This window comes from Nostoc sp. S13, from assembly GCF_029379315.1.
Taxonomy (GTDB): Bacteria; Cyanobacteriota; Cyanobacteriia; order Cyanobacteriales; family Nostocaceae; genus Nostoc.
Genome location: NZ_JAQYWQ010000068.1, coordinates 14,553 through 39,301, shown reverse-complemented (window position 1 = coordinate 39,301; position 24,749 = coordinate 14,553). Strand labels below are relative to the sequence as shown.

15 protein-coding genes and 1 pseudogene are annotated in these 24,749 nt (G+C 44.8%); 9 read left to right on the top strand and 7 right to left on the bottom strand.

Annotation, left to right across the window (positions count from 1 at the left end; translation table 11 throughout):
• Positions 1-486 precede the first annotated feature (486 nt).
• From PUQ00_RS20080 to PUQ00_RS20055, 6 genes and pseudogenes are all read left to right on the top strand, one after another.
• Positions 487-1,590, top strand: a complete 1,104-nt coding sequence (locus tag PUQ00_RS20080; protein ID WP_300419906.1) for an LLM class flavin-dependent oxidoreductase — start codon at positions 487-489, stop codon at positions 1,588-1,590.
• 90 nt (positions 1,591-1,680) lie between these two features.
• The gene (locus tag PUQ00_RS20075) at positions 1,681-2,094 is read left to right on the top strand and encodes a ubiquinol-cytochrome c reductase iron-sulfur subunit (protein WP_300419904.1); all 414 of its coding nucleotides are present in this window, start codon (positions 1,681-1,683) and stop codon (positions 2,092-2,094) included.
• A 23-nt stretch (positions 2,095-2,117) separates the two neighbouring features.
• Positions 2,118-3,482 (top strand): HEAT repeat domain-containing protein, encoded by a 1,365-nt coding sequence (locus PUQ00_RS20070; RefSeq protein WP_300419916.1) that lies wholly within the window; start codon positions 2,118-2,120, stop codon positions 3,480-3,482.
• A gap of 2,136 nt (positions 3,483-5,618) precedes the next feature.
• Positions 5,619-5,750, top strand: a pseudogene (locus tag PUQ00_RS20065) (WGxxGxxG-CTERM domain-containing protein); the annotation flags it as partial.
• Between the two features lie 670 nt (positions 5,751-6,420).
• Positions 6,421-7,401, top strand: a complete 981-nt coding sequence (locus PUQ00_RS20060; protein ID WP_300419902.1) for a LysR family transcriptional regulator — start codon at positions 6,421-6,423, stop codon at positions 7,399-7,401.
• 709 nt (positions 7,402-8,110) lie between these two features.
• Entirely contained in the window at positions 8,111-10,534 is a 2,424-nt protein-coding gene (locus PUQ00_RS20055) for an arylsulfatase (RefSeq protein ID WP_300419901.1), read from the top strand.
• Positions 10,535-10,848: 314 nt separating this feature from the next.
• On the opposite strand, the gene PUQ00_RS20050 is transcribed toward PUQ00_RS20055, so the two are convergent.
• From PUQ00_RS20050 to PUQ00_RS20040, 3 genes are all read right to left on the bottom strand, one after another.
• Positions 10,849-12,327 carry an alpha-amylase gene (locus PUQ00_RS20050; RefSeq protein WP_300419898.1) on the bottom strand — a complete coding sequence of 493 codons (1,479 nt, stop codon included), beginning with the start codon at positions 12,325-12,327 and terminating at the stop codon, positions 10,849-10,851.
• Positions 12,328-12,439: 112 nt separating this feature from the next.
• Entirely contained in the window at positions 12,440-13,063 is a 624-nt protein-coding gene (locus tag PUQ00_RS20045) for a DUF1003 domain-containing protein (protein ID WP_300419896.1), read from the bottom strand.
• Positions 13,064-13,438: 375 nt separating this feature from the next.
• On the bottom strand, positions 13,439-14,653 hold the full coding sequence (locus PUQ00_RS20040) for a transposase (RefSeq protein WP_300419894.1): 1,215 nt from the start codon (positions 14,651-14,653) through the stop codon (positions 13,439-13,441).
• 219 nt (positions 14,654-14,872) lie between these two features.
• Here PUQ00_RS20040 and PUQ00_RS20035 point away from each other — a divergent pair, with 219 nt between their 5' ends.
• Positions 14,873-15,922 carry an anthranilate phosphoribosyltransferase family protein gene (locus PUQ00_RS20035; RefSeq protein ID WP_300419892.1) on the top strand — a complete coding sequence of 350 codons (1,050 nt, stop codon included), beginning with the start codon at positions 14,873-14,875 and terminating at the stop codon, positions 15,920-15,922.
• A 151-nt stretch (positions 15,923-16,073) separates the two neighbouring features.
• Here the strand turns inward: PUQ00_RS20035 and PUQ00_RS20030 are convergent, their stop codons facing one another.
• Both PUQ00_RS20030 and PUQ00_RS20025 read right to left on the bottom strand, forming a co-directional pair.
• Positions 16,074-17,498 carry an LCP family protein gene (locus tag PUQ00_RS20030; RefSeq protein WP_300419889.1) on the bottom strand — a complete coding sequence of 475 codons (1,425 nt, stop codon included), beginning with the start codon at positions 17,496-17,498 and terminating at the stop codon, positions 16,074-16,076.
• Positions 17,499-17,782: 284 nt separating this feature from the next.
• Complete coding sequence (locus tag PUQ00_RS20025) at positions 17,783-18,166, bottom strand: hypothetical protein (protein ID WP_300419914.1); 384 nt, start codon at positions 18,164-18,166, stop codon at positions 17,783-17,785.
• 223 nt (positions 18,167-18,389) lie between these two features.
• Between PUQ00_RS20025 and PUQ00_RS20020 the strand changes: the two genes are divergently transcribed.
• Complete coding sequence (locus tag PUQ00_RS20020; RefSeq protein WP_300419887.1) at positions 18,390-19,565, top strand: AI-2E family transporter; 1,176 nt, start codon at positions 18,390-18,392, stop codon at positions 19,563-19,565.
• A 236-nt stretch (positions 19,566-19,801) separates the two neighbouring features.
• Here the strand turns inward: PUQ00_RS20020 and PUQ00_RS20015 are convergent, their stop codons facing one another.
• On the bottom strand, positions 19,802-21,136 hold the full coding sequence (locus tag PUQ00_RS20015) for a serpin family protein (protein WP_300419885.1): 1,335 nt from the start codon (positions 21,134-21,136) through the stop codon (positions 19,802-19,804).
• A gap of 532 nt (positions 21,137-21,668) precedes the next feature.
• On the opposite strand from PUQ00_RS20015, the gene glpK reads away from it, so the two are divergent.
• Positions 21,669-23,183: a glycerol kinase GlpK gene (gene glpK / locus PUQ00_RS20010; protein ID WP_300419883.1), complete on the top strand. Its 1,515-nt coding sequence runs from the start codon at positions 21,669-21,671 to the stop codon at positions 23,181-23,183.
• Positions 23,184-23,301: 118 nt separating this feature from the next.
• Here the strand turns inward: glpK and PUQ00_RS20005 are convergent, their stop codons facing one another.
• The gene (locus tag PUQ00_RS20005; RefSeq protein ID WP_300419911.1) at positions 23,302-24,465 is read right to left on the bottom strand and encodes a choice-of-anchor tandem repeat GloVer-containing protein; all 1,164 of its coding nucleotides are present in this window, start codon (positions 24,463-24,465) and stop codon (positions 23,302-23,304) included.
• Positions 24,466-24,749 lie beyond the last annotated feature (284 nt).

Below are 24,749 nucleotides of genomic sequence, written 5' to 3'. Positions count from 1 at the left end.
TCGTACAGAATTCATACTGAATTCTGACTCCTGAGTTCTGAATTCTTCTTATAAATGCTCAAACCTGCAATCAAGGCATTTTCAAACCAGGATTATTTGGAACTATAATTTCAGTTCAGCCAGGATTAATTGCAACTGAACCAGGATAAAATGCAACCAGCCTGCAATCATCCGTCTCAGCCAGGATTATTTGCAAATAGACACAAGGCTTTACCAGAAATGAGTTATAAGGATTGGTAGGGGTTTGTCAGAAAACTTATTTGAGAATTTGATAAATTAAATTTGAATTCTTTACCGAGTTTTTTTACTGGAAAACCAACGGGTTAAGACGGACTACTTTAATAAACGGCAAACTTTTCCTTTAAGTCACACACAATAATGCCGCGACAATAATTCCCGAAGATGTGCTAATTCATGTTTATCAAGGAATAGAGAAACGACGTTACCGCCTGCATTCAACATGGCCTACCAACGAGGAGACCCACCATGCAGAACCCTCTGAAGCTCGGATTCTTCATCCAGCCCGTCCATCCACCTCTTCGCCCCTATGCGGACGTTCTCCGCGAGGATCGCGAAGCGGTTGTGCTGGCGGATCGACTCGGCTATCGAGAAGCGTTCATCGGCGAGCATCTCGTCGACTCGGCCGAGACTATCACATCGAGCCTCGCTTTCATCGCGCATCTGGCCGATGCGTGCCCGTCCATCACCTTCGGCACCGGCGTGCTGCCGCTTGCCAACTACCACCCGGCGATGGCGATGGTTGACCACCTGGTGCATGGTCGGCTCGTGCTGGGAGTGGGACCGGGCGTTCGCGGCGACGCGGAGGCCATCGGAGACCTAGGATCGGACCGCAACCGCAAGACCCAGGAGGCGCTCGATCACATGTGCCGGATTTGGAGCGAAGAGCCGCCATACCGGATCGCAGGCGAGTTCTACCGGACGACCACGGAGCGCTCGCTTGATCAGCAGATCGGGCTGGGTGTCGCAGTCCGCCCGCTGCAAAGACCGCATCCGCCGATCGCAATCACCTCGATCCGGCCGGATGGACAAGGGCCGTACGCTGCGGGAGCTCGCGGCTGGACTGGAATCTCGGCGACCTACGTGGGTGCGTACGTCGTCCGCGCGCAGATCCAGAGCTACCTGGAAGGCCGACGCTCGGCGGGCCTCTCCGTCGATCCCTCTGGGTGGCGCGTGGCGCGCAGCGTCTTCGTGGCCGATGACGAGATTACGGCGCGTCGCTATGCGTATGGCGAGGACGGCGCCCACGGCTTCTACTTCCACGTCATGCGGACGAAGCTTGCGAAGGCCGGCGCGCTGGATGTGATGCGCGACTTTTCCAACCAGCCGGATTCCGCTATCACGACCCGGCGGTGCATCGAGCGTCTCGTGATAGCGGGAACTCCGGAGAGCGTCGCAGACCAGATTCTCGAATTCCGCGAAGAGGTCGGCGCGTTCGGTACCCTGCTCTATACGGGCCATGACTGGACCGATCCAGCGCTCGCGCGGCGCTCCATGGATCTCATGGCGAACGAGGTCTTGCCCCGGATCGATCGAGCCGCGCAAGGGACGACACCGAATGGGTACACGTAGCCGAAGTCCAAAATCGTTCGACTGAGCGTAGCCGAAGTCCAAAATTAAGTGATAGATGTTAGCTAAAACTTAGATATTATTTCAGCAGCTATGAAACGTCGTGATTTTATTAATTGGGTCGGTTTGGGTTGGATTGCGAGTTCTCTACCTGTAGCGATCGCAGCCTGTTCTTCCCAGACGACTACACCAGCATCCAAGGATTGGCAGACAGTGGGCACCTCGGCAGAATTAGATAAAACAGGTCAATTGCTGGCGAAAAATTCACCTGTCGGGCCTGTGTTAGTAATCGGTACATCTAAAGCCGAAATAACTGCTGTTGACCCTACCTGTACTCATGCAGGTTGCACCGTAGCATGGGAAGCTAAGGCGAAAAAATTCGCTTGTCCTTGTCATGGTTCGGAATTTGGGGTTGATGGTAAAGTGCAAAAAGGCCCAGCCACAAATCCGCTCAAAACTTACGCCGCTAAGATTGAGGGTAATTCAGTTGTAGTCAAGCCAACCTAGACAATTTAAAATTTAAAAAGAGGATCGTGAGTAACATCAACCAGCTTTTGGTACAAGCCCAGGAAGCACATGATGCAGCTGATTGGTCATCGCTAATTCAATATTTACAACAATTAATCTTAGGGGCAGATTCTGCACATCCAGAAATAGTTAAAAATCGAGAAAATCTACTGATATTAGTACTTTCAATATTAGAGATGGGAGATTTTCAACAACGCTGGGAAATTACCAAGGTGTTGACTAACTTGGGAAATATTGCTATATCACCACTCATTGACATCTTGGAAGATGAAGATAGAGAAGAAGAATTGCGCTGGTATGCAGCACGGACTTTGGGCGAATTTCGGCATCCAGATGCCATCGCACCTTTGATGGAATTGTTGAAAACCGATGAGGATGAAGAACTCAAAGCGATCGCAGCTACAGCACTGGGACAAATGGGTACTGTTGCTATTACTTCACTAACTGAACTTCTATTAGATGAAGATACACGGTTTTTAGCAGTGCGATCGCTCTCCTATATTCGGCAACCAGAAACCATCACACCGCTATTGAGTGTAGTGCAAGATCCACAAGCAATAATCCGCACCGCCGCAATTGAAGCCCTCAGCAGTTTTCATGACGAACGTGTACCGCCAGTATTGTTAAACGCTTTGGATGATCTAGCCGCCACAGTTAGGCGTGCAGCAGTCCTTGGTTTAGGTTTTCGCCCCGACTTACACCAAACATTAGATTTGGTAACGAGACTGCAACCCAAGCTTTACGACTTTAACCTTGAGGTTTGTTGTGTAGCCGCAGTTTCCCTTTCTCGGATTGGTTGTGATCATGCGGCTAAACACTTATTTGATTTGCTGATTTCACCTCAGACACCGATAAAGCTGCAATTAGAAACCATTCGCGCTTTAAGTTGGGTGGGTACGCCACGCAGTTTGGAATATTTGCAAACAGCACTTTATCAAAGCACTTCAGAGGCACTTTGGCAAGAAATTGTTACAGTTTTGGGACAAGTGCAAAAGCCGCAGTTAACTACACCAGCCACAGAAATTTTACTGCAAATATTGCGATGCCTTTCCTGCGGAACGCTACGCGAACGTCCAGCTTCTCTACGAGACGCTCCGCGAACGCTAACGCAGCATCCAGCTACAGATATTGACAGCATCAAAAGCGCGATCGCCCTGTCTTTAGGACAGTTAGGCAAAATGCAGGCAATTGAATCATTGATTTTGCTGCTAGCTGATCATAATGCATCGGTGAGACTACATGCGATCGCAGCACTGAAAAATTTGGATCGGGAAGCCGCACATCAACAATTGCAGCAGTTAGTAAATAACCCCACACTCACACCAGATTTGCAACAAGGAATAGCGATCGCTTTAGTGGAATGGTAAATTCTAAGACTTACGCATTGACAAGAAATACCAAATATGGAAAATATCAGCAGTGAAATCAGATAATAAACTAACTGGCAATAAAAATATTCCTTAAGTCTAAAGTAAGACCCACCTAGAGTATGAAGTTATAAGTTCTCAGATGAAATAGGATTGTAAAGTATTCTTAATGGAGTCTCAATCTCTGGCTGCTTAAAATTTCTAGTTTATTTCTATCCAATTTCTTGCATAACATAGCTTGATTTATTCTTCCCTATTTAGTTAACGCCTTTAAATAAGTAAATCAAACATCGTTAATGGTAAGATATTTTATACTTGAAAATTTTGTTTTTTGTCTGCAATAAGTAGCTTTATACTTTGAATTTTCAAAAAATATCAGACACGTAAATATCCTTGTGAATATTTTTTCAACCTTTTTGTGGATGTGCTAATCCAGGGTCAAACCCCCCAGTGTAAAGATTGTGCTTACAGCACTTCCAGCAACTATGAGGTACATCCTCAAAGCTGAAAGCTATGCTATTAGAGGGGCAATGAGAAAAACTGTATTGCATAATAGGGTGAAGTGCTGTATCTTAAAGTCTGCTTATCTAATTGCAAGCTCCAAAACGTTTGATTCTCTTCACGCTTATAGACTAACTTTAACGCCAAATTAATTCCTGTGATATAAATGGTTTTACTCTTATGGTAGAAGTCCAGCAAAAAATTAGGAATTATCCTGAATTTAGAGTAATCAAATAATTCACAATAGGTAATTACTGATTATGAATTAGTTTACTATAACGAAGAGTAAATTGTTGTAGTAGCTTCAAATGCTTTTAGTTTTTCCCAAATAAACTAGGTGAAAGACTGCTCAATCTACCTTGTCACAATCTACTTAATTTCCCAATGGATTGAGTAGACAATATCAGTTTTGAAAATCAATCAACCACAAAAATCTAGAACATAACAGGAACCATAAGCATGAAGCCTTTTGATTTATCTAAAGCTGTTTTAGCTACTGTCTTTGCCATCAGTTTCGCTTCTGTGTCCTTACCTCCTTCTGTTTCGGCCCAAAGTGGAGGCTCCGGCAGTGGTGGTACCGGCTCAGGTTCAGGCAGTGGAGCTACAGGCAGTGGTGCTACAGGTAGTGGAGCTACAGGTAGTGGAGCTACAGGCAGTGGCGCTACAGGCAGTGGTGCTACAGGTAGTGGAGCTACAGGTAGTGGAGCTACAGGCAGTGGCGCTACAGGCAGTGGTGCTACAGGTAGTGGAGCTACAGGTAGTGGAGCTACAGGCAGTGGCGCTACAGGCAGTGGTGCTACAGGTAGTGGAGCTACAGGTAGTGGAGCTACAGGCAGTGGCGCTACAGGCAGTGGTGCTACAGGTAGTGGAGCTACAGGTAGTGGAGCTACAGGCAGTGGAGCTACAGGCAGTGGCGCTCCAGGTAGTGGAACTACAGGCAGTGGCGCTACAGGTAGTGGTGCTACAGGCAGTGGCGCTACAGGTAGTGGCGCTACAGGTAGTGGCGCTCCAGGCAGTGGCGCTCCAGGTAGTGGAGCTACAGGTAGTGGCGCTCCAGGCAGTGGCGCTCCAGGTAGTGGAACTACAGGCAGTGGCGCTCCAGGTAGTGGCGCTCCAGGTAGTGGAACTACAGGCACTGATTCGACAGGAACTACAGGTAGTGGTGTCCCAGGTAGTGGCACTACAGGTAGTGGAACTACAGGCACTGATTCTATGGGCAGTGGCACTACAGGTAGTGGCACTACAGGCACTGATTCTACGGGCAGTGGCGTCCCAGGCAGTGGCACTACAGGTAGTGGAACTACAGGCACTGATTCCACAGGCAGTGGAACTACAGGCAGTGGCACTACAGGTAGTGGCACTACAGGTAGTGGAACTACAGGCACTGATTCCACAGGCAGTGGAACTACAGGCAGTGGCACTACAGGTAGTGGCACTACAGGTAGTGGAACTACAGGCACTGATTCCACAGGCAGTGGAACTACAGGCAGTGGCACTACAGGTAGTGGCACTACAGGTAGTGGAACTACAGGCACTGATTCCACAGGCAGTGGAACTACAGGCAGTGGTGTCCCAGGCAGTGGAACTACAGATACTAATAGAAATATAGGTATCACAACTTCCCAAAAAACTAGCGATCGCGGTTTCGATTGGGGTTGGCTAGGTTTGCTAGGTTTAGCCGGTTTAGCAGGTCTGGGTCGTAATCGCGAAAAAGTCCGGGCTTATAGCGATCCTAATGAAGTACCACGTTCTCCTCGCTCTAAATAGTATTCACAACACTCTAGCCGTCGTTTGTGCCAACTTCAATTTCTATTGACAAAAAAGCTCTTGAGGTTGGCCTATACTTCGGTGGACGATTACAATGGAGTCCAAATCCTCTCTTGTTGATACTTGGATTTTTTATGCTGTTCTCAATCAGTTATCCACTGAAGTTGTAGTTGTACTTTCTATACCAAAACTATAATCTTGTAGTAGGATAAAGCATTCGCAGGCTCTAAAGATACCCTTGCTAAACTCGCAGCCGAAGCAATGGCTGAGTATCATTCAGAGAAAACACAAGGGTTAAATATTATTAATTATCAATTCATAATTAAAGACACTGTACAGCAATAGACGCGCTCATCAAAAATTTACTGCGTAAGTCCTATTATGAATTATTAATTATCAATTATTTAGATATCTTCTCTCTCACTTGTAGCCCTACAATTTAAAAATATTATCTAAAAATTTATATATTTCAGCAGAAAATAGTCAATTCTTGTTTGGCGATATTTTCCGAAAAAATCCGTGCAAAGCGAATAATTGACGATAAAAGCGGTAAAACCTGATTTACTTAAATCTCAATCAGGGAATATAATTTGTAACAAAGTATACTAAATAGTGGGTAAAAAACCGTTAACTTAATAAAACTGATAAATGTAATTCAGGCTACATAAAAATGCGCCTAGAGCAGTTGCAAGCCTTTCTAGCGATCGCCCAAACCGGCAGCTTTCAACAAGCAGCGCGAACATGTGGTGTTACCCAATCAACAATTAGTCGCCAAATCCAGGCATTGGAAGCAGATTTGGGTGTAGAACTGTTTCATAGAACAAGTCACGCCAAGTTGACGCTAGGAGGCGAATGTTTACTACCCCGTGCCCGCAAAATTTGCCAAGAATGGCAGACAGCTACAGAAGAATTAGCTGACTTAATCGCCGGAAAGCAACCAGAACTTTGCATTGCCGCGATTCACTCGCTGTGCGGATCTTATCTGCCACCAGTATTGCAAAAATTTTGTCATGATTATCCAGATGTGCAATTGCGGGTGACTTCATTGGGAAGCGATCGCGCTCTGAAAGTCCTCAAAGATGGATTGGTGGATTTAGCAATTGTGATGAATAATCGCTTTTTAACCACTGGTAGAGAAATGGTGGTAGAAGTACTTTATGATGAACCGATAGAAGTTCTAACCGCAGCAAATCATCCACTAGCCCAATATGAATTCGTCCCTTGGTCGGAGCTAATTCGTTATCCTCAAGTGGTTTTTAAAGATGGTTATGGGATGCAGCGCTTAATACAAGATAGATTTGAGCGAATGGAAGTTAAACTCCAAGCGGCTTTAGAGGTAAATACCCTAGATGCTTTCCGGGGAGTTGTACGCCAAGGACAACTGATCGCTTTGCTACCTCAATCAGCATTAGTAGAAGCACGTCAAGATCCTACTCTGGCAATTCGCTCCCTAGCCAGCAATAGTACTAGTGGTTTAGCAGATAGTTCTAGTTTGACTCGTCGGGTAGTGATGGTAACAACTCAAGACCGTCTCCAAATTCCCCCTATCAAGCACTTTTGGCAACTCGTGCGCGAAAATATCCCATTACAAATTCAGGATTTACGCAACTGGCACAAGCGACGATGCGAGGCAGCCGCGCCGAGTGCCTAACAACTAAACGACAAAAATAGGAACATTCGGGCGTTTTAGTTGCTTTATTAAATAATTTGACAGTAATCCATCTTGAATTTGATAAATTTAACGCCACTAATGAACTAAATAGGGTATTGTGCTTTTCTTCACTAATACTACGACAATTCGATAGACATATAGTACAATATTTGCATTTATTTGTACTATGAACCTTCTGTTTAGGGAAAAGTAATTCCAACCCACACCCCGAAATAAACAGTGCTGAGTTAAAAGACTGCCCACAAGGGGCGGGGTATCAACCATGCATGTCAACTTAAGCCAAAACTCTTTTAAAATCTCGTTTCTAGCCAGAGGCTAGAAATGCAGCTCCTAGTGGCTCTGCCGCAAGTTACGGAGGCGGAGCCTCAATGAGGGGCATTCCCAGTCGGAGACTCTTAACGAGATAAGGAAGTAATCTGCTAAAAGCTGGTTCTAGGTTGGTTTTCACCTTAACTTGACACCAATGGGTATCAACCTTCTCCTGACTGCATGATTTTGCCCACGATGGGCATTGCTCTTACCTAGTACATTGGTACTGAGTACTTTTTCCTCTCTCAGTACTAAGTAATGTAAACAATATGGGTGTGTTTACCCAATTTATCAGCAGCAATATGAGTGCATTTTTCAGATGCTCCAGCGCAGATGATGTGCTGGCTTAACTACTATCGCTTGTAAGGAGGCAGGTCTGTTGAACAGAAAACGGAATATATCATTGATTCAAAAAGTCAAGCAAAAACTTGTTTCACGCGCCGCTTGGTTAGCACTAGTTGTGTTTAGCATCTTGCTGGTTACTGGCACAACGATCGCCAGCAGTTTAGCCCAGAACCCTGCGAAGGGAGTAGGTAATGCAAGCACACAAGCTTACAGTGGATTTAAAGGTAAAATCGGCAGAACTTTGGCAGAATCAACGCCCTGGTGGACTCCACAGCCCTCATCGGTTTTAGCCAACAAATCTCTGGCTTCATCCGGCACAGCACCAAAAGGGGCCCCCAACATTGTTGTTTTCCTAATTGACGATCTGGGGTTTTCGGATTTAGGCCCCTACGGTTCAGAAATCAGTACACCGAATATTGATAAATTGGCAGCTAAGAGACTACGATTTAGCAACTTCACAACCCATCAGCTTTGTTCTCCCACAAGAGCATCTTTATTGACGGGATTAAATGCCCACTCTGCGGGTGTCGGTTGGGTTGCTGAGGGAAACCCTGGTTTTCCCGGTTATGCCGGTGAAATTCAGAGCAATGTCGTGACTCTGGCAGAAATTTTACGTAGCAATGGCTATTCTACCCTGCTGACGGGTAAGTGGCATTTGACTCAGACTTACGATCGCACCGCTACCGCTTCATTAAATTCTTGGCCGTTACAACGAGGATTTGAACATTTCTTTGGCTTCTTAGATGGATTGGAACATCCCCAGAAACCCCATATTCTCTACGAAGACAATACGCCGATTTCAGTCGATCGCTATCCTGAGAATTTCCTCACCACCGATTACTGGACAGAAAAAGCGATCGCATTGCTCAAACAAGCAAAAACTAAGTCAAAAGACAAGCCATTTTTCTTGTATTTTGCCAACAATGCTGTTCATTCACCGTTTAATATTCATCCAGGAGACCTTGCTAAATATAAAGGCAAGTATGATGTCGGCTGGGACGTGCTACGCCAGAAACGATATCAGAAACAACTTGCATCAAAGGTAATTCCTGCCGAGACTCAACTACCACCCCAAAATCCAGGCGTTAAAGCTTGGGATACACTATCGGCTGAGGATAAAAAGCTATTTGCTCGTTACCAGGAAGCTTATGCAGCCTTCGTTGATAACCTGGATCAAAACTTTGGCAAACTCTATGAGTATCTAGAGTCCACCGGGGAACTCAACAACACAATTATCATTGTTGCTTCTGATAATGGGGGTTCTGGAGAAGGTGGGGCAAATGGCACGACGAATGTAGCTCGACATTACTCTGGTTTACCAGACGATAAAGCCCTGGATATTAGTCGGTTCAAGTTGATAGGTAGTCCTCAGACTGCGCCTCACTATCCTATTGGCTGGGCAACCGTTTCCAATACACCCCTGAAGCGGTACAAATTCTTTACCCTTGGGGGCGGTAGACGGAATCCATTGATTGTTTCCTATCCAGCAAAAATCAAAGATTTGGGTGCTACCCGGACACAATTTACGCATATCACAGACATTACACCTACCCTCCTGGAATTGACAGGCATCAAGCATCCCGACAAGTTTAATGGCAAACCCACGAAACCTTTAGAAGGTATCAGCTTTGCTTATCTCTTGAATGATGCCAATACGCCCTCTCAAAGAACTGAACAATACTATGAGAATTCAGGCAATAGAGGGTATTACAAAAATGGTTGGTATGCTGTCACCGAACATGAGACCGGGAAACCATTTAATGACTCTGAGTGGCAGTTGTACAACCTGAAGACAGATTACTCCGAAAGCAACAATCTGGCGAACCAGTATCCAGAGAAAGTCAAAGAACTGGCAGCAGACTTTGATGCTGCGGCATTCAAGTATCAAGTTTATCCGCTGTTAGAATCCCCGCAACATGCAGGAGTGCCGCCTTATATTAAGGAGAAAGTGAAACCGAAGACATTCCATGTAGGTGACTTGGTACTGCAACCGGACATTTTGCCCTTGGTGAGCGATCGCGATTATACTATCCAGGTGAAGGCTCAGTATAAAGCAGGCGATCGCGGGGTGATTCTTGCCCACGGTGGCCAGGAAGTTGGTTATATCTTCTATATTGACGATGGCAAGCTGTTCTACGAACACAATAACTATGGTCAGTCGATTAAATTTCCCGCAGTCCCGCTACAGCCAGGTCAACTTCACATTGATTTCAATTACGATGCACTGGGCAAGCGCCAGGGGTCTGGAACACTCTCCGTCAACGGGCAGGAAGTCGCGGCAGGTAAGCTGGGGCTAACGTTTGGTGGCTTTCCCTATGAAGGATTGGACATCGGTAAAGATGCCCGTAGTCCCGTGTCATGGGATCTCTACAAAAAATATGGGGTCTTTAAATACACTGGTGCGATCGAACAAGTCAAATACGTACCGGGTTCACCCGCGCCTGATACTAAAGAGTAGTAGGGAGTAGGGAAGAGGGTTATCCGAAATCCTTGGTAGGCACAATTCATGAATTGTGCCTATTGCCTAAAATAAGGCAATTTAGGCAATATCCAATCGCTTTGTAACGGAAGAAAAGGGTTGTGGCTGATCCAGAAAGTATAGCGGCTGCCATAATGGTTAGGACAAGTCTGCTATAGATAGCTGTGACAGCCGCTCTCTTAGGATTTGCGAATGTTCTAAGCTATCTGTCCACTGCTATACTGCCTAAGTTCTCTTTTAGGCAAAGTTAAGAAAGCGCGTAACTTTCTGGATGAATGCTACTAAAACCCCGACTAGGACTGTAAAATCCACACAGAAACGGAACCAGCGCTGCATCGAAAATCAGCCCAGCCCTCATCGTTCGTTGTGACGGGTTCACTAATATGTTCAGTGATGTCAATGTAAGTGCTGTTGGGTTGCCCAACTTCCATCCACTTAGTCCCCTCTCCTCCATTACTCAGGACAACCGCCATACCGCCAGGATGTTCTTCATCTCCTAAGCGTGTCCAGCCGATTGTATTAGGGTGGTCGAAATAATCGTATTGGTCGCCATAGGCATAGGTTTGACGAGCGTGCAAAAATTTATCAATTATCCATTGATGACTATCGAGCCAAATCTCATACTCATTGCCATCTGGGGCTTTATCCTTGTAATTAGCACCATAGTAATCAGCATAGAAGATACAGGGATAACCCTCACTTCGTAGTAGGATCAACGCATAAGCCAACGGTTTAAACCAGGCTTCTACTACAGACTCCAACGACTGCAAGGGTTGAGAATCATGATTCTCTACTAAGGTGACGGCTAAAGTAGGTTGTTGTTGCACCAAGGTGTTATCAAATATCTGCCGCATGTCGTAGTCACTGCCTTGTGTGCTGGCAGCGCTAAAGTTATAGTGCAATGGCGCATCAAACAACATCACATCGCCACCGGTGATGTTAAGGAAATGGTGGAGCGCTTCAACTTCATAAGACCAATATTCACCAACGGCAAACAGATCGCGACCTGCCTTTTGGCGACAGTGAATCAGCCATTCTGGGAAAAAGCCAGCTCTCACGTGTTTAACGGCATCAAAACGAAAGCCATCTATACCAGTGGTTTCTACAAACCACTCACCCCAGCGATTCAACTCCTCGCGAACTTCTGGACTCTCCATATCCAGATCGCATCCCATGAGATAGTCGAAAGCGCCTTTTTCCAGGTCAACGTTGTCGTCAAAATGTTTATCTTTAAACAGATAAACTGCGTTCTCACCTTCGTTGTAAACGTTGTAATCAACTGCGTCGAAATGCCACCAGTGCCATTCCATATCGGAGTATTTGCCTTGGCGACCTGGGAAGGTAAAGTGAGTCCACACTTTAATCTTTTGCATCTCACCGATCGCGTGGTTACGATCGTCTGGACTATAGGGCGTTGCTTCCACCTCTTCTTCTACGTCTGCACCTAATTTGTGGTTGAGGACAACATCAGCATAGACTCGAATGCCAGCAGCTTTTGCAGCCTTGACAGCAGAGATATACTCGTCTTTTGTACCGTACTTTGTCCGAACCGAGCCTTTCTGGTCAAACTCGCCTAGATCATACATATCGTAGACCCCGTAGCCGACATCAAAGCCACCCCCTATTCCTTTGTAAGCTGGGGGTAGCCAAACAGATGTAACACCTGCATCAGCTAAGTCTTTGACTTTCTCTTTAAACTCATTCCAAAGATTACCATCTGGAGGGATATACCAATGGAAGTACTGCATCATTACACCATTCAGTTGAGCCATGTGTATCCCTCTAGTAAAATTTCCGATAAATTGTGATTTCCAACACAAAGAGTGTACATTAAGTTTTATTTTTTGTCTCTAAATAGAAACAAAAGTCTAATAAAAACTGCGATCAGCTCATATTGTTTTCATCTGTGGATGATAGCTCTTCAGCTAGGTTTTTCTGGAGTGCTTCCAATACCGCGATCGGGTCAGCAGCTGACTGCATCAATTCAGCTTCAGCATCATGCCGATTTATCACATTAGGTAAATCAGTACGGAGTTCTTCTAATAGAGCAATAATCTTGGCAATTTTTTGCTCGGAGAGCAGGTTAAGCTGTAGCATCAATTGCGCCCGTTGTTCGGCAAAGTTTTCTTGACGAGTTTGTCGCACCAGCACTCCGGTTGAAATCACCAATGCAGCTGCGTCTAAGCCTTGACCTGACCAGCTAAACGGGGGTAGGTCGAATGGCAAAAAGGGATCAAAAAAACTGCCAAAAATCCAGAGAGCCAGTATCACTAGCAAACTATACATAAATGTCGATCGCCCAAAAAATGTAGCGATCGCTTCTAGTATTCGCTGGTGGGCGGGAATATCTCGAACTTCTTGGGTATGAAGTAAACTAATCGCTTCAATATTTTTTGCAATCGGGTCTGGTAATGGAGCCGTGAAAACTTGATTTCGAGAAGCTTTCTCTTTGAGTTTGTTAGTACCTGTGAAGTATTTGTTGGCTGTGTCATTTGTTTTTTGCGTCATGCACCAACTCCTAAATCTAGATGTTACTCGATTATTACTTATCTTCTGATGCTGTCGGCAAATGGAGATCAAGAGGCGAAAATGCTACACACTATTTTCATCATTTCATTTTTTGAAACCTTAGGACTTACGCACGAATTACGGAGTAACGAACCGCAGAAGCGCAGAGAAGCCAGTGCGTTATGATGAATCCAGCGCTGTAGACGGGTTTCCCGCCGTAGGCGACTGGTGTTAGCGTAGCGGTAGCGAGTCCGCGAGCGTCTCTGAACTTCTCCCAAGGGGAGACGCTGCGTGAACGGTGGAAATTAGAGTTTGAGAGATATTTTGCGTAAGTCTTAACCTTTCAGAGCAGTAAACTACTTGACACTCCCCCGTTTATAAAACGGGGGATTCTTGGGTCAATGGGGAGCTAGTGCTTAACCCCTCGCCAAACATCTTGACCGTGTGCCCCACGGCTGCAAGCCCTCGCTGCATCACCACCATAGCGGCTGTAATATCTCTACTAGTTTCAAATCCACATTCACTACAACGGTGAACCCGTTGGTCTAAGTCTTTTTTACCTGTGTGATGGTCGCAATTAGGGCAAGTTTGACTTGTGCCGTTAGAATTAACTAAAGCAAAATATACCCCACGCTTGCAACATACCCATTCCAAGATTGAAAGAAATTCACCAAATCCAGCATCTAAGGTATGTGTTGAAAACATCCCTTTAGCCCATGCTTTGAAGTTTAAATCTTCCGCGAATATCATCCCAACTTGCTCACACAAATGATGCGCTAATTTGAAATGAAAGTCCTTACGAGAATCGTGAATGTATTCATGTAGTCGAGCTACCTGACCTTGAGCTTTTCGCCAATTATTTGAAAAGAGTTTTTTATGGCTTGCTCTTTGTTGCAGCAAATTCAGCTGGCGTTGGAGATCCACAAAAAACTGAGGTCTACCGATTTCTTCACCCTGCGATGTCGCTAAGAAGCTTTTTAACCCCAAATCAATGCCAATTGCTTGAGCATGTGGTGCAACACTTGGAACATCAACATTTGCTTGCAGTGTGAGCATTACATACCACCCCGAAGCCCTATGCACTACTTGAGCTTGCTTTGCAATAAACCCATCAGGTATCGGTCGTGATAATCGTATTTTCACCCAACCAACACCAGGAAGTTTCACTTGATTCCCTTGAATTGGGTTAATGCCCAATTGTGGAAACAACAAAGAGCGCATCCTACCTTGTTTCTTGAACCGGGGGAAGCCTCTACCTGATTTCCACATCCCAATAAAAGCTTTTTCCAGCCTTCTCAATACTTGTTGCAACATTTGTGAATGTGCGGCATTCAGGTCAGGATTAGTTTTTCGAGCCTGGGTTAAAGCTTTGCATTGAGATGCAAATGTTGGTCGCGCTGCATCAGCAGAAATGATGTACTCACTTTTTCGGCTGCAAGCGTCTATTCTGCATGACCTTGAGTTATACCAATCTTTCCGTTCTCCTAAGCCAAAATTCCAGACTCTACGAGATGTTTCTAGCCATGCCTCGTAGGTCTGGGACTGTTGCGGAGTTAGTTTTAGGCGATAGGTATACGTTAGGTTTAGCATACCTAACATCATATCTTAAAAACAGACTATTACTTTTTAAGACCGCATAAATTCGGTACTGAAGCTTATATCCCCCGCATGAATGACGGGGGCTTTACGCATCATATCTCGTAAACTTGATTAGCATAGGCGTAGCCCGGCGCAGGCATCTGAACTTCTCATAAGGGAGACGACTACGCGTAGCTTGCTTCCCCCAACGGGTACGGAGATAAAGAACAAATGAGCAATGTATTTAGAGAATTCCTGCAAAAAGTAGGTAGCGGAAATCACACAGCCGAGAATTTAACTCGCGCCCAAGCAGCCACCGCTACTAAAATGATGCTACTGGGTGAAGCTACACCAGCTCAAATCGGAGCGTTTTTGATTGCTCATCGAATCAAGCGTCCTACGGGGGAAGAGTTGGCGGGAATGTTGGATGCCTATGAGGAACTGGGGCCAAAATTGCAACCAATCGCCTCTGGACGACCAGCGATCGCTCTTGGCATCCCCTATGATGGCAGAACACGCACAGCGCCAATTAGTCCCGTCACAGCTTTACTACTCGCCGCAGTTGGACAACCAGTGATAATGCACGGTGGCGATCGCCTACCAACTAAGTATGGCTTACCCCTAATAGATATTTGGCAGGGTTTAGGAGTGGATTGGACTAGGCTACCACTACCAAAAACCCAGCAAGTATTTGAGCAAACGGCAATCGGCTTTATTTATCTTCCTCAGCATTTTCCCTTAACTAACAGTATTTGGGAGTACCGCGACCAACTCGGCAAGCGTCCACCTTTAGCGACAATGGAGCTAATCTGGTGTCCTGATGCTGGGGATGCTCACGTCATTGCTGGGTTTGTTCATCCGCCGACAGAAGGGATGTTTCAGATAGCTCTGGGGCTGCGGGGAGTAACGAAATTTACATTAATCAAAGGATTAGAAGGTAGTTGCGACTTACCCCGCGATCGGACTGCGATCATCAGCTTATCTTCATCCGTAGCATCCCCAGGAGTAGAACGATTGCACCTCGTACCGCGTGATTACGGCTTTACTACCAAGAACGTACCGCTTGGAACTACTGAAGAACTGGTGGCGGATATTCAGAACGTTTTAGCAGGTAAACCAAGCGAATTAATGCAAACAGCTTTGTGGAATGGCGGATTTTACCTCTGGCGGAGTGGTATTTGTCCAGATATGTCAAAGGGTTTAGCTAAAGCAGAACAATTATTAACCACTGGTGTGGTAGCAGCTAAACTCCAAGAACTCAGCCAGTTAGTAAATTCATAGTCAGCAGGATTTGTACCAGTGTAAACAGTTCAGCTAGAATAATTCATAATTAATTACGAATTACTGTCTTCGTCACGCTTTCTCGTGTCCGCATACTCTTACAGAGAAGCAAGCTACGCTTTTAGCGTCTGGTAGAGAGCATCATTAGGAATTATTTCGTCAGCGACTTCTCCAAAATAGATTTTTGTTCCAACCAGTCCTTACCCACTTGGATACTGATATCCGAGCCAAGGTTGCCAGTACTTTCCACACGCACTTCTCCAAATCCCAAAGTGTTGCGAACTGATTCGGCAGTATCACTATCTCCTTGTTGGGCGACAATATGAGTTACCTCTAGAGGTTCACCCCATGCTTTGGCGATATAGATGTTGCGATATCCAGATTTTTCCAAGGCTCTAATTAATGGTTGCAGGTTAGAGCGATCGCCACCTGTACTATCTTGAATTGCTACACGTAAAGAGCGTGGGTCAGCCGTAGTTGCCAGCTGTTCCTGTTCTGATTCCAAACTAAAGTGTTGAGCCATCAGTTTAGCAATACCCTTTTTGTTGGGCAACCAATAGCTAGCATCAAACTCGCTTTTCTCGCTAAAGCGACCTGGCAGCATTAACATTTGCATATTAGAGCGATTTGTCCGCACCCCAAAACCCATTAGCGCCACTAACTCCTCAACCGTTAAATTGGTATCGATGTGGTCTTTCACTACATCCAGAACTTTAGGTAATTGAGCAACAGTAGCTGGATTGAGTGTTTGATCCATCAAAGCACGCATCACCATTTGCTGTCGCTGAATCCGACCAATATCACCGAGTTCGTCATGGCGAAAACGCAGCAATTGCAGTGTCTGATCACCATTGAGATGCTGCTTACCCGCCTTCAAATTGATATACAAATGCTGAGAATCATCTTGGTACTTCATATCTTTGGGGACATAGACCGTCACGCCACCTAAAACATCGATCAGCTTGGCAACTCCCAGAACGTTAATTCGGACATAGCGATCAATTCCCGCCCCACCTAAGAGATTACTGACGGTTCTGGCAGTCAAAGCTGGCCCACCGTCAACATTGGCAGCATTAATTTTCTTTACCCCATACCCCTCTATTTCTGTGCGGGTATCTCTGGGAATGGAGAGAATAATTATTTTTTTCGTCTCTGGATCAAATTTGAGCAAGAGCATCACATCCGAAAGACCATCAAAGGAGTTTAGCTCGGGCTGGTATCTGAGGTTTTTGGTTTCTGGGGGAGGGTTTTGGATATCTGGGGGAAGTACGCTCATCCCCAAAACCAACAGATTCACCGGGCGAGTTAATTCTGAAAATCGCAGCACACCTCCAGAAATGCGATCGCCATCAAACACCGCCTCATCCTTTGGACTTAGCTGGGCTTGTTGCAAAGGCGTACTGGTCAAAGACACGGCCAAAAGCGCCCCTGCTGTTGCTGACACCATCGCAATACCACTCATACCTACCCAAAACCACAGCCAACGTCCTGATTTCGAGTTCTGAGAAATTTTGTTACTGGACTTTGAGGCTTTTCCCGACTGGTTTTCTTCCGCCGAACTTCTTTGAATGGTCACAGACTTCCTCACACTTACTGACTAATCAAATTCGCTAAATTTGCAGACTAAAAACATGCTGGCAAATCAACCCATAATAGCTAACTCTTTATTATCAGTGCTAACCTTTTTTATAGTGTCAACCACAACACTTGTAGCAGCATTTATCTTTATTTTGGGGCAACCTGGAGATGTTTTACTGAAGTATGGCAATAATAAACTGGATTTGACTAGATATTATGGATCAATCAACCGAATTTTTGAGAAAATAAGTAAAAATACTAGCAAATTATCACCGGAAAAAATTAAGATAAATACTTGCCTAGCAGTCGTTCTGCTAGAGTACTAAACCCTGGTAAACGCCCAGATTTGCCCTGCATCAGCCGCAAAATCAACCAGACACTCACTAAAAAGTAACCTGATGTGAGAAAGCTATTGAGGATAAATAGACGTAGCGTCAAAAAATCTGAAGTTGCTGCTCCACTAGCTAATAATAGATATCCCAACAGCCAAATAAGTGCCAAAGTAATAGACAGACGACTAATCGCAAGTTGTTCTCGACTACCCTGGCCCCGATAAAGAGTCCACAAGGACGGAAAAAAGCCAATGATCGGAATCAAATATAAAAGCAACTGTGTTTTGGGGATTGGGCTTGGGGTATTGGGCATTGGGGATTGGGCATGGGGCATTGGGGATTGGGCATGGGGCATGGGGCATTGGGCATTATTATTATCCCTCTGCTCCCCTGCTGCCCCAGTCCCCACTCTCCACTCTCCATTCTCTCTCGGTTTAAAATTCTCCATTGGGGTTAGTCTAACTCCTAAACTAGAAGGATGAATGTCATTCATATAGTTAGAGATAATAAGCTCTAAAGAAAGATTTAATTTAGTTCTATCCCGCAATCAGCTCAAAATGCAGACACGCAAGCTACTCGACTGGTGGCAAACATTCACACCAATAGCGCGAATCGGGGCGATCGCGCTATTCGCTCCACTGCTAGTTCTCAATGGTTGGGCACTTTCGGTATTTTTTAATTACTTCCATTCTCTCATAGTCATTTTAGTCGCAGCCTCAGTGCTAGCATTTCTCCTCAACTACCCCGTAACCTGGATGGAGCATCATGGTGCTAGGCGAGAGCAAGTTGCTATCCTAGTATTTCTCTTGGCTTTATCGATTTTATTGGCGTTGGGTGTCACACTTTTTCCCCTGGCCCTTACCCAAGCTCAACAACTGGTGGCTCGTTTGCCAGAGTTGATCGACTCTGGACGCTCTCAGTTAATGATATTAAACCAAAAAGCTGAGACTTTTAACTTACCAATTAACCTTGATGCTTTGGTAGTGCAAATCAACGATCGCGTCAAGGGACAATTGCAAGCGATCGCTGGACAAGTTTTAAATCTGGCTGTGATCACAGTCACTAGTCTGTTAGATATTCTCTTGACGATAGTTTTGACTTTCTATCTTTTACAGCATGGGGCTGAACTCTGGCAAAGTTTAGTGGAATGGCTACCTGCTAAATTTCGAGATCCTTTCTCCAAAACAGTCCGCCTGAGCTTCCAAAATTTCTTCATTACCCAACTGATTTTATCTACCTGTATGGCTTCAGCCCTCATTCCTACCTTTTTGTGGCTGAAGGTACCATTTGGGCTGCTATTCGGCCTAACTATTGGCCTGATGGCTCTCGTGCCCTTTGGTGGTTCTGTGGGCATCGCCCTGACTACACTATTGGTAGCGTTGCAAGATTTCTCAATGGGTGTGAGAGTGTTGATCGCGGCAGTAATTGTCCAGCAAATTCTTGAAAACTTAATTGCCCCGCGAATTTTAGGCAGCTTTACTGGTTTAAATCCAGTTTGGATTTTAATATCAGTCTTGACAGGAGCAAGAATTGGCGGACTGTTGGGTGTAATTGTGGCAGTACCTACTGCTGTTGTGATTAAGACGGCTTTAAGCGCCTTGCGTCCTGGTAGCCTAAGCAGCGAGATAAACGACAGCACCACTGGAGAGATGACTGCACCCGTTACAGCAAACGAGTCGCCAAAAGCTGACGCTAAAAACACTCTGAGCATTTCTGAAGCGACATTACCCTAGAATTCAAAATTCAAAATTTCTTCAGAGGACGTTTAAAAAGTATTAGGGGAATATAATTCACTACTACATAAACGAACGCTAATAGCGTCTGGCAGATAAGTTCACCTCCGGGGAAAGCATGAAAAATCAAGAGTTTTAAACCCACGAAAGTGGGTTTTGTTTGTGTAGCAGCGACTTCCAGTTGCCAAGGCAAGTAATAAATTAGACTTTTTAAACATCCTTTGATTTTGAATTCTTTACTGTGGGTCAATGATTGAACCCATAAACAAAACCCTTCCCGTCTGATTATCCCTAATGGCAGAGAAGAAGGGATGGTCAACAATCATTTGGAATGGTGGCTCTATAGGAAAAGCTACTGATGTCACTGATACTCCCACTGAAGTAACCGCAGCTGCTTCCGTGCCTTCTTCGTTCACTTCCACAAAAGTTTTATGCTTAACTTCGCTAATGGTAAGATTTTTACCTATGCCAGAAAAATTGGCATTGTTGCTGAAAGCCTCCTCCATGCCCAAACTTTTTAAGGCATCATTGAGTTTAACATTATACTCTGTTTGAAAGCGCGGTAAGCGAATAAACCCTTTTCGTTTGTTGAACTGAGTCATCCATTTTTCCCAGTTTTCAACATTCAAGTTTTGATAGAAGGCTGTGAGGTTAGAGTTCTGTTTGGGCAAAAATATATAAAAACTGAATTTACCATCTTTGCCGTAAGGTAAACTAACTGCCTGAAATTGTTTGTTTTCATAGTATCTATACTCACCGTCCTGTGACATCATCGGGTATTGTTTTTGCTTGCCAGATGTGATGTAAAAGGGGTATTGAGCGGTTTGACTTTTGTCAAATTTTTTAGTCCATTTTCCTTTAAAATATATGGCATTAATCAGAAATAACACATCGTTGGGTTGGATAGTTTCAACTATCTTATTGATTTTGCCGTTAGTATTTTCTTTGACCCAGTTATTGATAATATTAGGTGCGGCGGCATCTTGAAAGTTTAAATTGCTAACCTTGGCTTTATAGAAATACTGTACTCTCTGGAGAAAGTCTGGCACAAAGCTAAAATCTTGATTTGCCCAAAGTGAGTTAGCAATATTCAGTTGCACTTTCGCATCAGCATTGTCTACAAGCTCCTTTAATGCCGCCGCGTAATAAGAGTTGATTTCTGGTAGACTTATTCCCTGTAATTCCAGGGTTTTTGCCATTCCTAGTTGAGTCGAGCCGCTAGCGCCGTTATAGACCATAGCAAGAGCGATCGCCACACTCAAAGGTGAGATAAAAACATTCTTCCCAGTCTGATCATTTTTCAGAACTTCTGAAAACAGTTTGAAGCCAAACTTATTGTTAGACTCAACGATTTTTTTATCAGTTTTGAGTGTTTTTTTTTGCAATGGAGTTTCTGACTGAGGCAAACCAGATTGGGCTAGGGCACTTTTATTATTATCGACTTGAGAATACCCTAATACACTGAAGAGAACAACACTTGCAGCTGCCAGCGCATAACGTCTGCCCAGACTAACACCATAGCGTCTTTGCATGAAATTTTCTCTCACACTACTATATTTCTGCGGATTCATTATACCACCTCAATTGCCAAGGATTCCCGATCTGTGATCATGGTTGACGCAGATACTGTGTCAATGATTAACTATTGCACTTGCTCCAATAGAAAAATCGGACTGTTACAGTTTCTGTAACAGCAAGTTAGTATCTCAGAGGAAGTAAACCAACTTGTGAGAGTTGCTAATTCCTAATTGAGGCGGCTACGCAGACGAGTTATGAAAAATTTTGATTTCTAGGAGTTTTCCTATTTATCTATAAATGTATTGTAAGCTACGCAATTGCAAAATAACCACTTCTGTTAGGTTTTTATAGATATTAGGACTTACGCATCAAGTACGAAATGTCGGGGCAATGCCCGACTTGTACCCCTGCAATACAAGCAAGCTAGCAAAAGCGTCTCCTTTTCTCCCATTGGAAGAAGCAACTGGCGTGCAGTTTCTAAACGCGCTAGGCGATCGCCCAATTCAAAATGTACACAAAATAATGTATATCTGATTTAGCGATGCCTAAAGGCTGGCTACGCCTACACAGCATATCAAAGCCACTATGCACACATTTGGCAACACAACTCGATCATCGGGCTACATTTTAGCGCTGGACTTAGGTACGACAGGCAACCGCGCCTTTGTGTTTAACGCAGACGGCAAGATTGTTGGTCAGGCATACAAAGAACTAACTCAGTATTATCCTCAGCCCGGATGGTTAGAGCATGACCCTCAACAAATCTGGCAAGATACCTGTTGGGTGATGCAAACCGCAATTGGAAATGCCCAGATTGCTCCATCAGCGATCGCCGCCTTGGGACTAACTGTGCAGCGTGAAACCTGTTTGATTTGGGACAAAACTACTGGTAAACCACTCCATAGAGCGATCGTCTGGCAAGATCGCCGCACTGCTCCCCTTTGCCACCAGTTACAACAGCAAGGCTACGCTGAAGAAATTTACGATCGCACTGGCTTAATTCTCGATGCTTACTTTTCTGCTACCAAGCTCAGGTGGCTATTAGATAATTGTACTGCTATTGATCTGAACAATGTCTTGGCAGGAACCATTGATACCTGGGTGCTGTGGAACCTCACAGGTGGGAAAATCCATGCTACTGACCACAGCAACGCCAGCCGCACAATGTTAATGAATCTCAAAACCTGTGAGTGGGATGATATTTTACTGAATCTGTTTCAAATTCCGGCTGATATTTTGCCCCAGATTCAGCCTAGTTTAGGAATATTTGGAGTTACTGATGCTACTTTGTTGGGTGCTGAAATTCCGATCACTGCCATCTTGGGAGATCAACAAGCGGCTCTATTTGGTCATGGCTGCGATCGCCCCGGTTTGATCAAATGTACTTATGGTACTGGTAGCTTTTTAGTAGCTCATACAGGTAATCAAATTCTGAGATCGCCGCATCAACTCATTTCCACGGTGGCATGGACTCAAGCAAATTCAAGGGGAAATTTAGATGTAGGCTATGCACTTGAAGGCAGTATGTTTACTACTGGTGCTTGTATTCAATGGTTACGCGACCGCCTGAAGCTGATTAAAACTGCTGCTGAAACTGAAGCGATGGCCAATCAGGTAACAGATAATGGTGGAGTCTATTTTGTGCCTGCATTTAGTGGACTGGGCGCTCCCTACTGGGATATGAGCGCTAGGGGAGCCTTTTTCGGCATTACCGCCAGTGTACAACCAGAGCATCTAGTTCGCGCCATGCTGGAAGCGATCGCTTATCAAGTTCTGGAGGTGGTGCAAGCAATTAATGCATCTAACAGTACTCCAGTTGGGCAATTAACCGTAGATGGTGGTGCTTGCGAGAATAATTTCCTAATGCAGTTCCAGGCTGATGTGCTAGGTATTCCAGTTCAACGTCCAATAATGCGCGATACAACCGTTCAGGGTGCAGCATTTGCAGCAGGTTTAGCTGTAGGATTTTGGCAGAGCTATGAAGCACTGGTGCAGCAACGGCAAATTGAGCGTGTGTTTAAGCCAAGGAAGAATTTCTCATTGGCCAATTTTGCGACTTGGCAAAAGGCAGTGAAACGCACTCTCGCTTGGGAGGAGTAGCCCTTCACCAAAAACGAGTTGAAAAGTTTCCACTTTCAAATAGTCAGTAAGTGTGACTATCTGAAAGTGGAAAAATCTACGTTCTACTATTTATTTTGCACGTAGATTGTTTGTGATACTATGGTATAAACTTAAACACTGTTCCTTTTCCAGAAGCGCCACCAGTAGAGGTGGTACCGTAAAATGAACCATTAGCAAGTTGAATTAGTGTGGACTGCGGAGTTGCCCCATCCGTGCCACTAAAACTAAATAACAAAGTGATGGTTCCTCCAGTCAACCGATAGATGCCTCCTTTATTATTTGCACCACCTGTAGAAGTTGCACCATAGAAGTTACCGTCCTTTCCTTTTGTGAGTGCAGCTGTGGGGTTGGCTCCATTGCTGCCATTAAAACTGGCAACTAAAACTGGTGTACCGCCACCGAGCGGAACCTTGAATATTGATCCTTTATTACTGGCTCCACCTACAAAAGTCGTGCCATAAAGAAATCCAGCATCTTCAGTTAATCCAGACTGGGGACTTTGCCCATTAGCACCACTAAAGCTATATGAAGTTATTGCTCCTGCGGGAGTTAACTTGAATGCCACACCTTTATTACTTGCTCCACCTGCTGAAGCGGTGCCATAGTAGTTTTTGTCAGTAGCTAATTGCAACCTTGCTAATGGAGTTGCTCCATTAGTACCGTTGAAGTTAACTAAGATAGTGGGGACACCACCAGTTAAAGGAATCTTGAATACAGTTCCTTTACTGTTTACCCCACCGGCAGAAGTTGTCCCCCACAAACTGCCATCGCTACCTGAAATCAATCGACCTGCTGGATTGGCTCCATTCGCGCCATTGAAATTCCAAAGATTTGTCAGGGTTGTAAAAGTTGTTTTTTGTAACTTAAACAACGTACCAGAGTTATTTGTACCACCTAGAAAGGTTGCACCATATAGATTGCCATCACTTGCTTGGAATAATCTAGCAACTGGGTTAGTTCCATTGGTTCCAGTGAAGTTAACTAGTGTAGTCAGAGGACTAAAAGTAGGACCAGTTAATTTGAATGCTGTTCCTTTATTTTGCGAACCACCTGCGGAAGTGGTTCCATAAAGATTGCCATCACTCCCTGCTAGCACGCCTGCACTTGGAGCGGCTCCATTAGCACCGTTGAAATTTACAACGGTCGTTAATGTTCCTGCAAAGGCTTGTTGCAAAGGCAATACTAATGGAGATGCCAACACAGCCAGGGAAGTTAAAATCAATACTCTATTCTTGTTTTGACGTTGTTTGCACAGATTCATCTTGTTCACTTAACTCCTACAAAAATTTGCTCAGGCACTTAGCACTAAATAAATCGAAGAGCCTACCCTTCTGGTGACAAAAACGCACTCGCCTTCGGAAACTACTCCGCAGAACATAGTTTCACTCTGAGCATAGTTAGTCGTTTTAATAAGGCTCTTCGATTTATTTTTATGAATCTCTCGCAGACTGGGTATAGCGATTATTCTCATATGGACGCAACACGCTATGGGGCGCAAAACTTTGCACTCCTCAACATATATGTATTCCATACAATTGAAAACAG

Excerpts from the sequence above, each read along its gene's own strand:
- PUQ00_RS20080 (WP_300419906.1), top strand. The coding sequence starts at position 487 with ATGCAGAACCCTCTGAAGCTCGGATTCTTCATCCAGCCCGTCCATCCA.
- PUQ00_RS20075 (WP_300419904.1), top strand. The coding sequence starts at position 1,681 with ATGAAACGTCGTGATTTTATTAATTGGGTCGGTTTGGGTTGGATTGCG.
- PUQ00_RS20060 (WP_300419902.1), top strand. The coding sequence starts at position 6,421 with ATGCGCCTAGAGCAGTTGCAAGCCTTTCTAGCGATCGCCCAAACCGGC.
- PUQ00_RS20050 (WP_300419898.1), bottom strand. The coding sequence starts at position 12,327 with ATGGCTCAACTGAATGGTGTAATGATGCAGTACTTCCATTGGTATATC.
- PUQ00_RS20045 (WP_300419896.1), bottom strand. The coding sequence starts at position 13,063 with ATGACGCAAAAAACAAATGACACAGCCAACAAATACTTCACAGGTACT.
- PUQ00_RS20040 (WP_300419894.1), bottom strand. The coding sequence starts at position 14,653 with ATGCTAAACCTAACGTATACCTATCGCCTAAAACTAACTCCGCAACAG.
- PUQ00_RS20035 (WP_300419892.1), top strand. The coding sequence starts at position 14,873 with ATGAGCAATGTATTTAGAGAATTCCTGCAAAAAGTAGGTAGCGGAAAT.
- PUQ00_RS20025 (WP_300419914.1), bottom strand. The coding sequence starts at position 18,166 with ATGCCCCATGCCCAATCCCCAATGCCCAATACCCCAAGCCCAATCCCC.
- PUQ00_RS20020 (WP_300419887.1), top strand. The coding sequence starts at position 18,390 with ATGCAGACACGCAAGCTACTCGACTGGTGGCAAACATTCACACCAATA.
- PUQ00_RS20015 (WP_300419885.1), bottom strand. The coding sequence starts at position 21,136 with ATGAATCCGCAGAAATATAGTAGTGTGAGAGAAAATTTCATGCAAAGA.
- glpK (WP_300419883.1), top strand. The coding sequence starts at position 21,669 with ATGCACACATTTGGCAACACAACTCGATCATCGGGCTACATTTTAGCG.
- PUQ00_RS20005 (WP_300419911.1), bottom strand. The coding sequence starts at position 24,465 with ATGAATCTGTGCAAACAACGTCAAAACAAGAATAGAGTATTGATTTTA.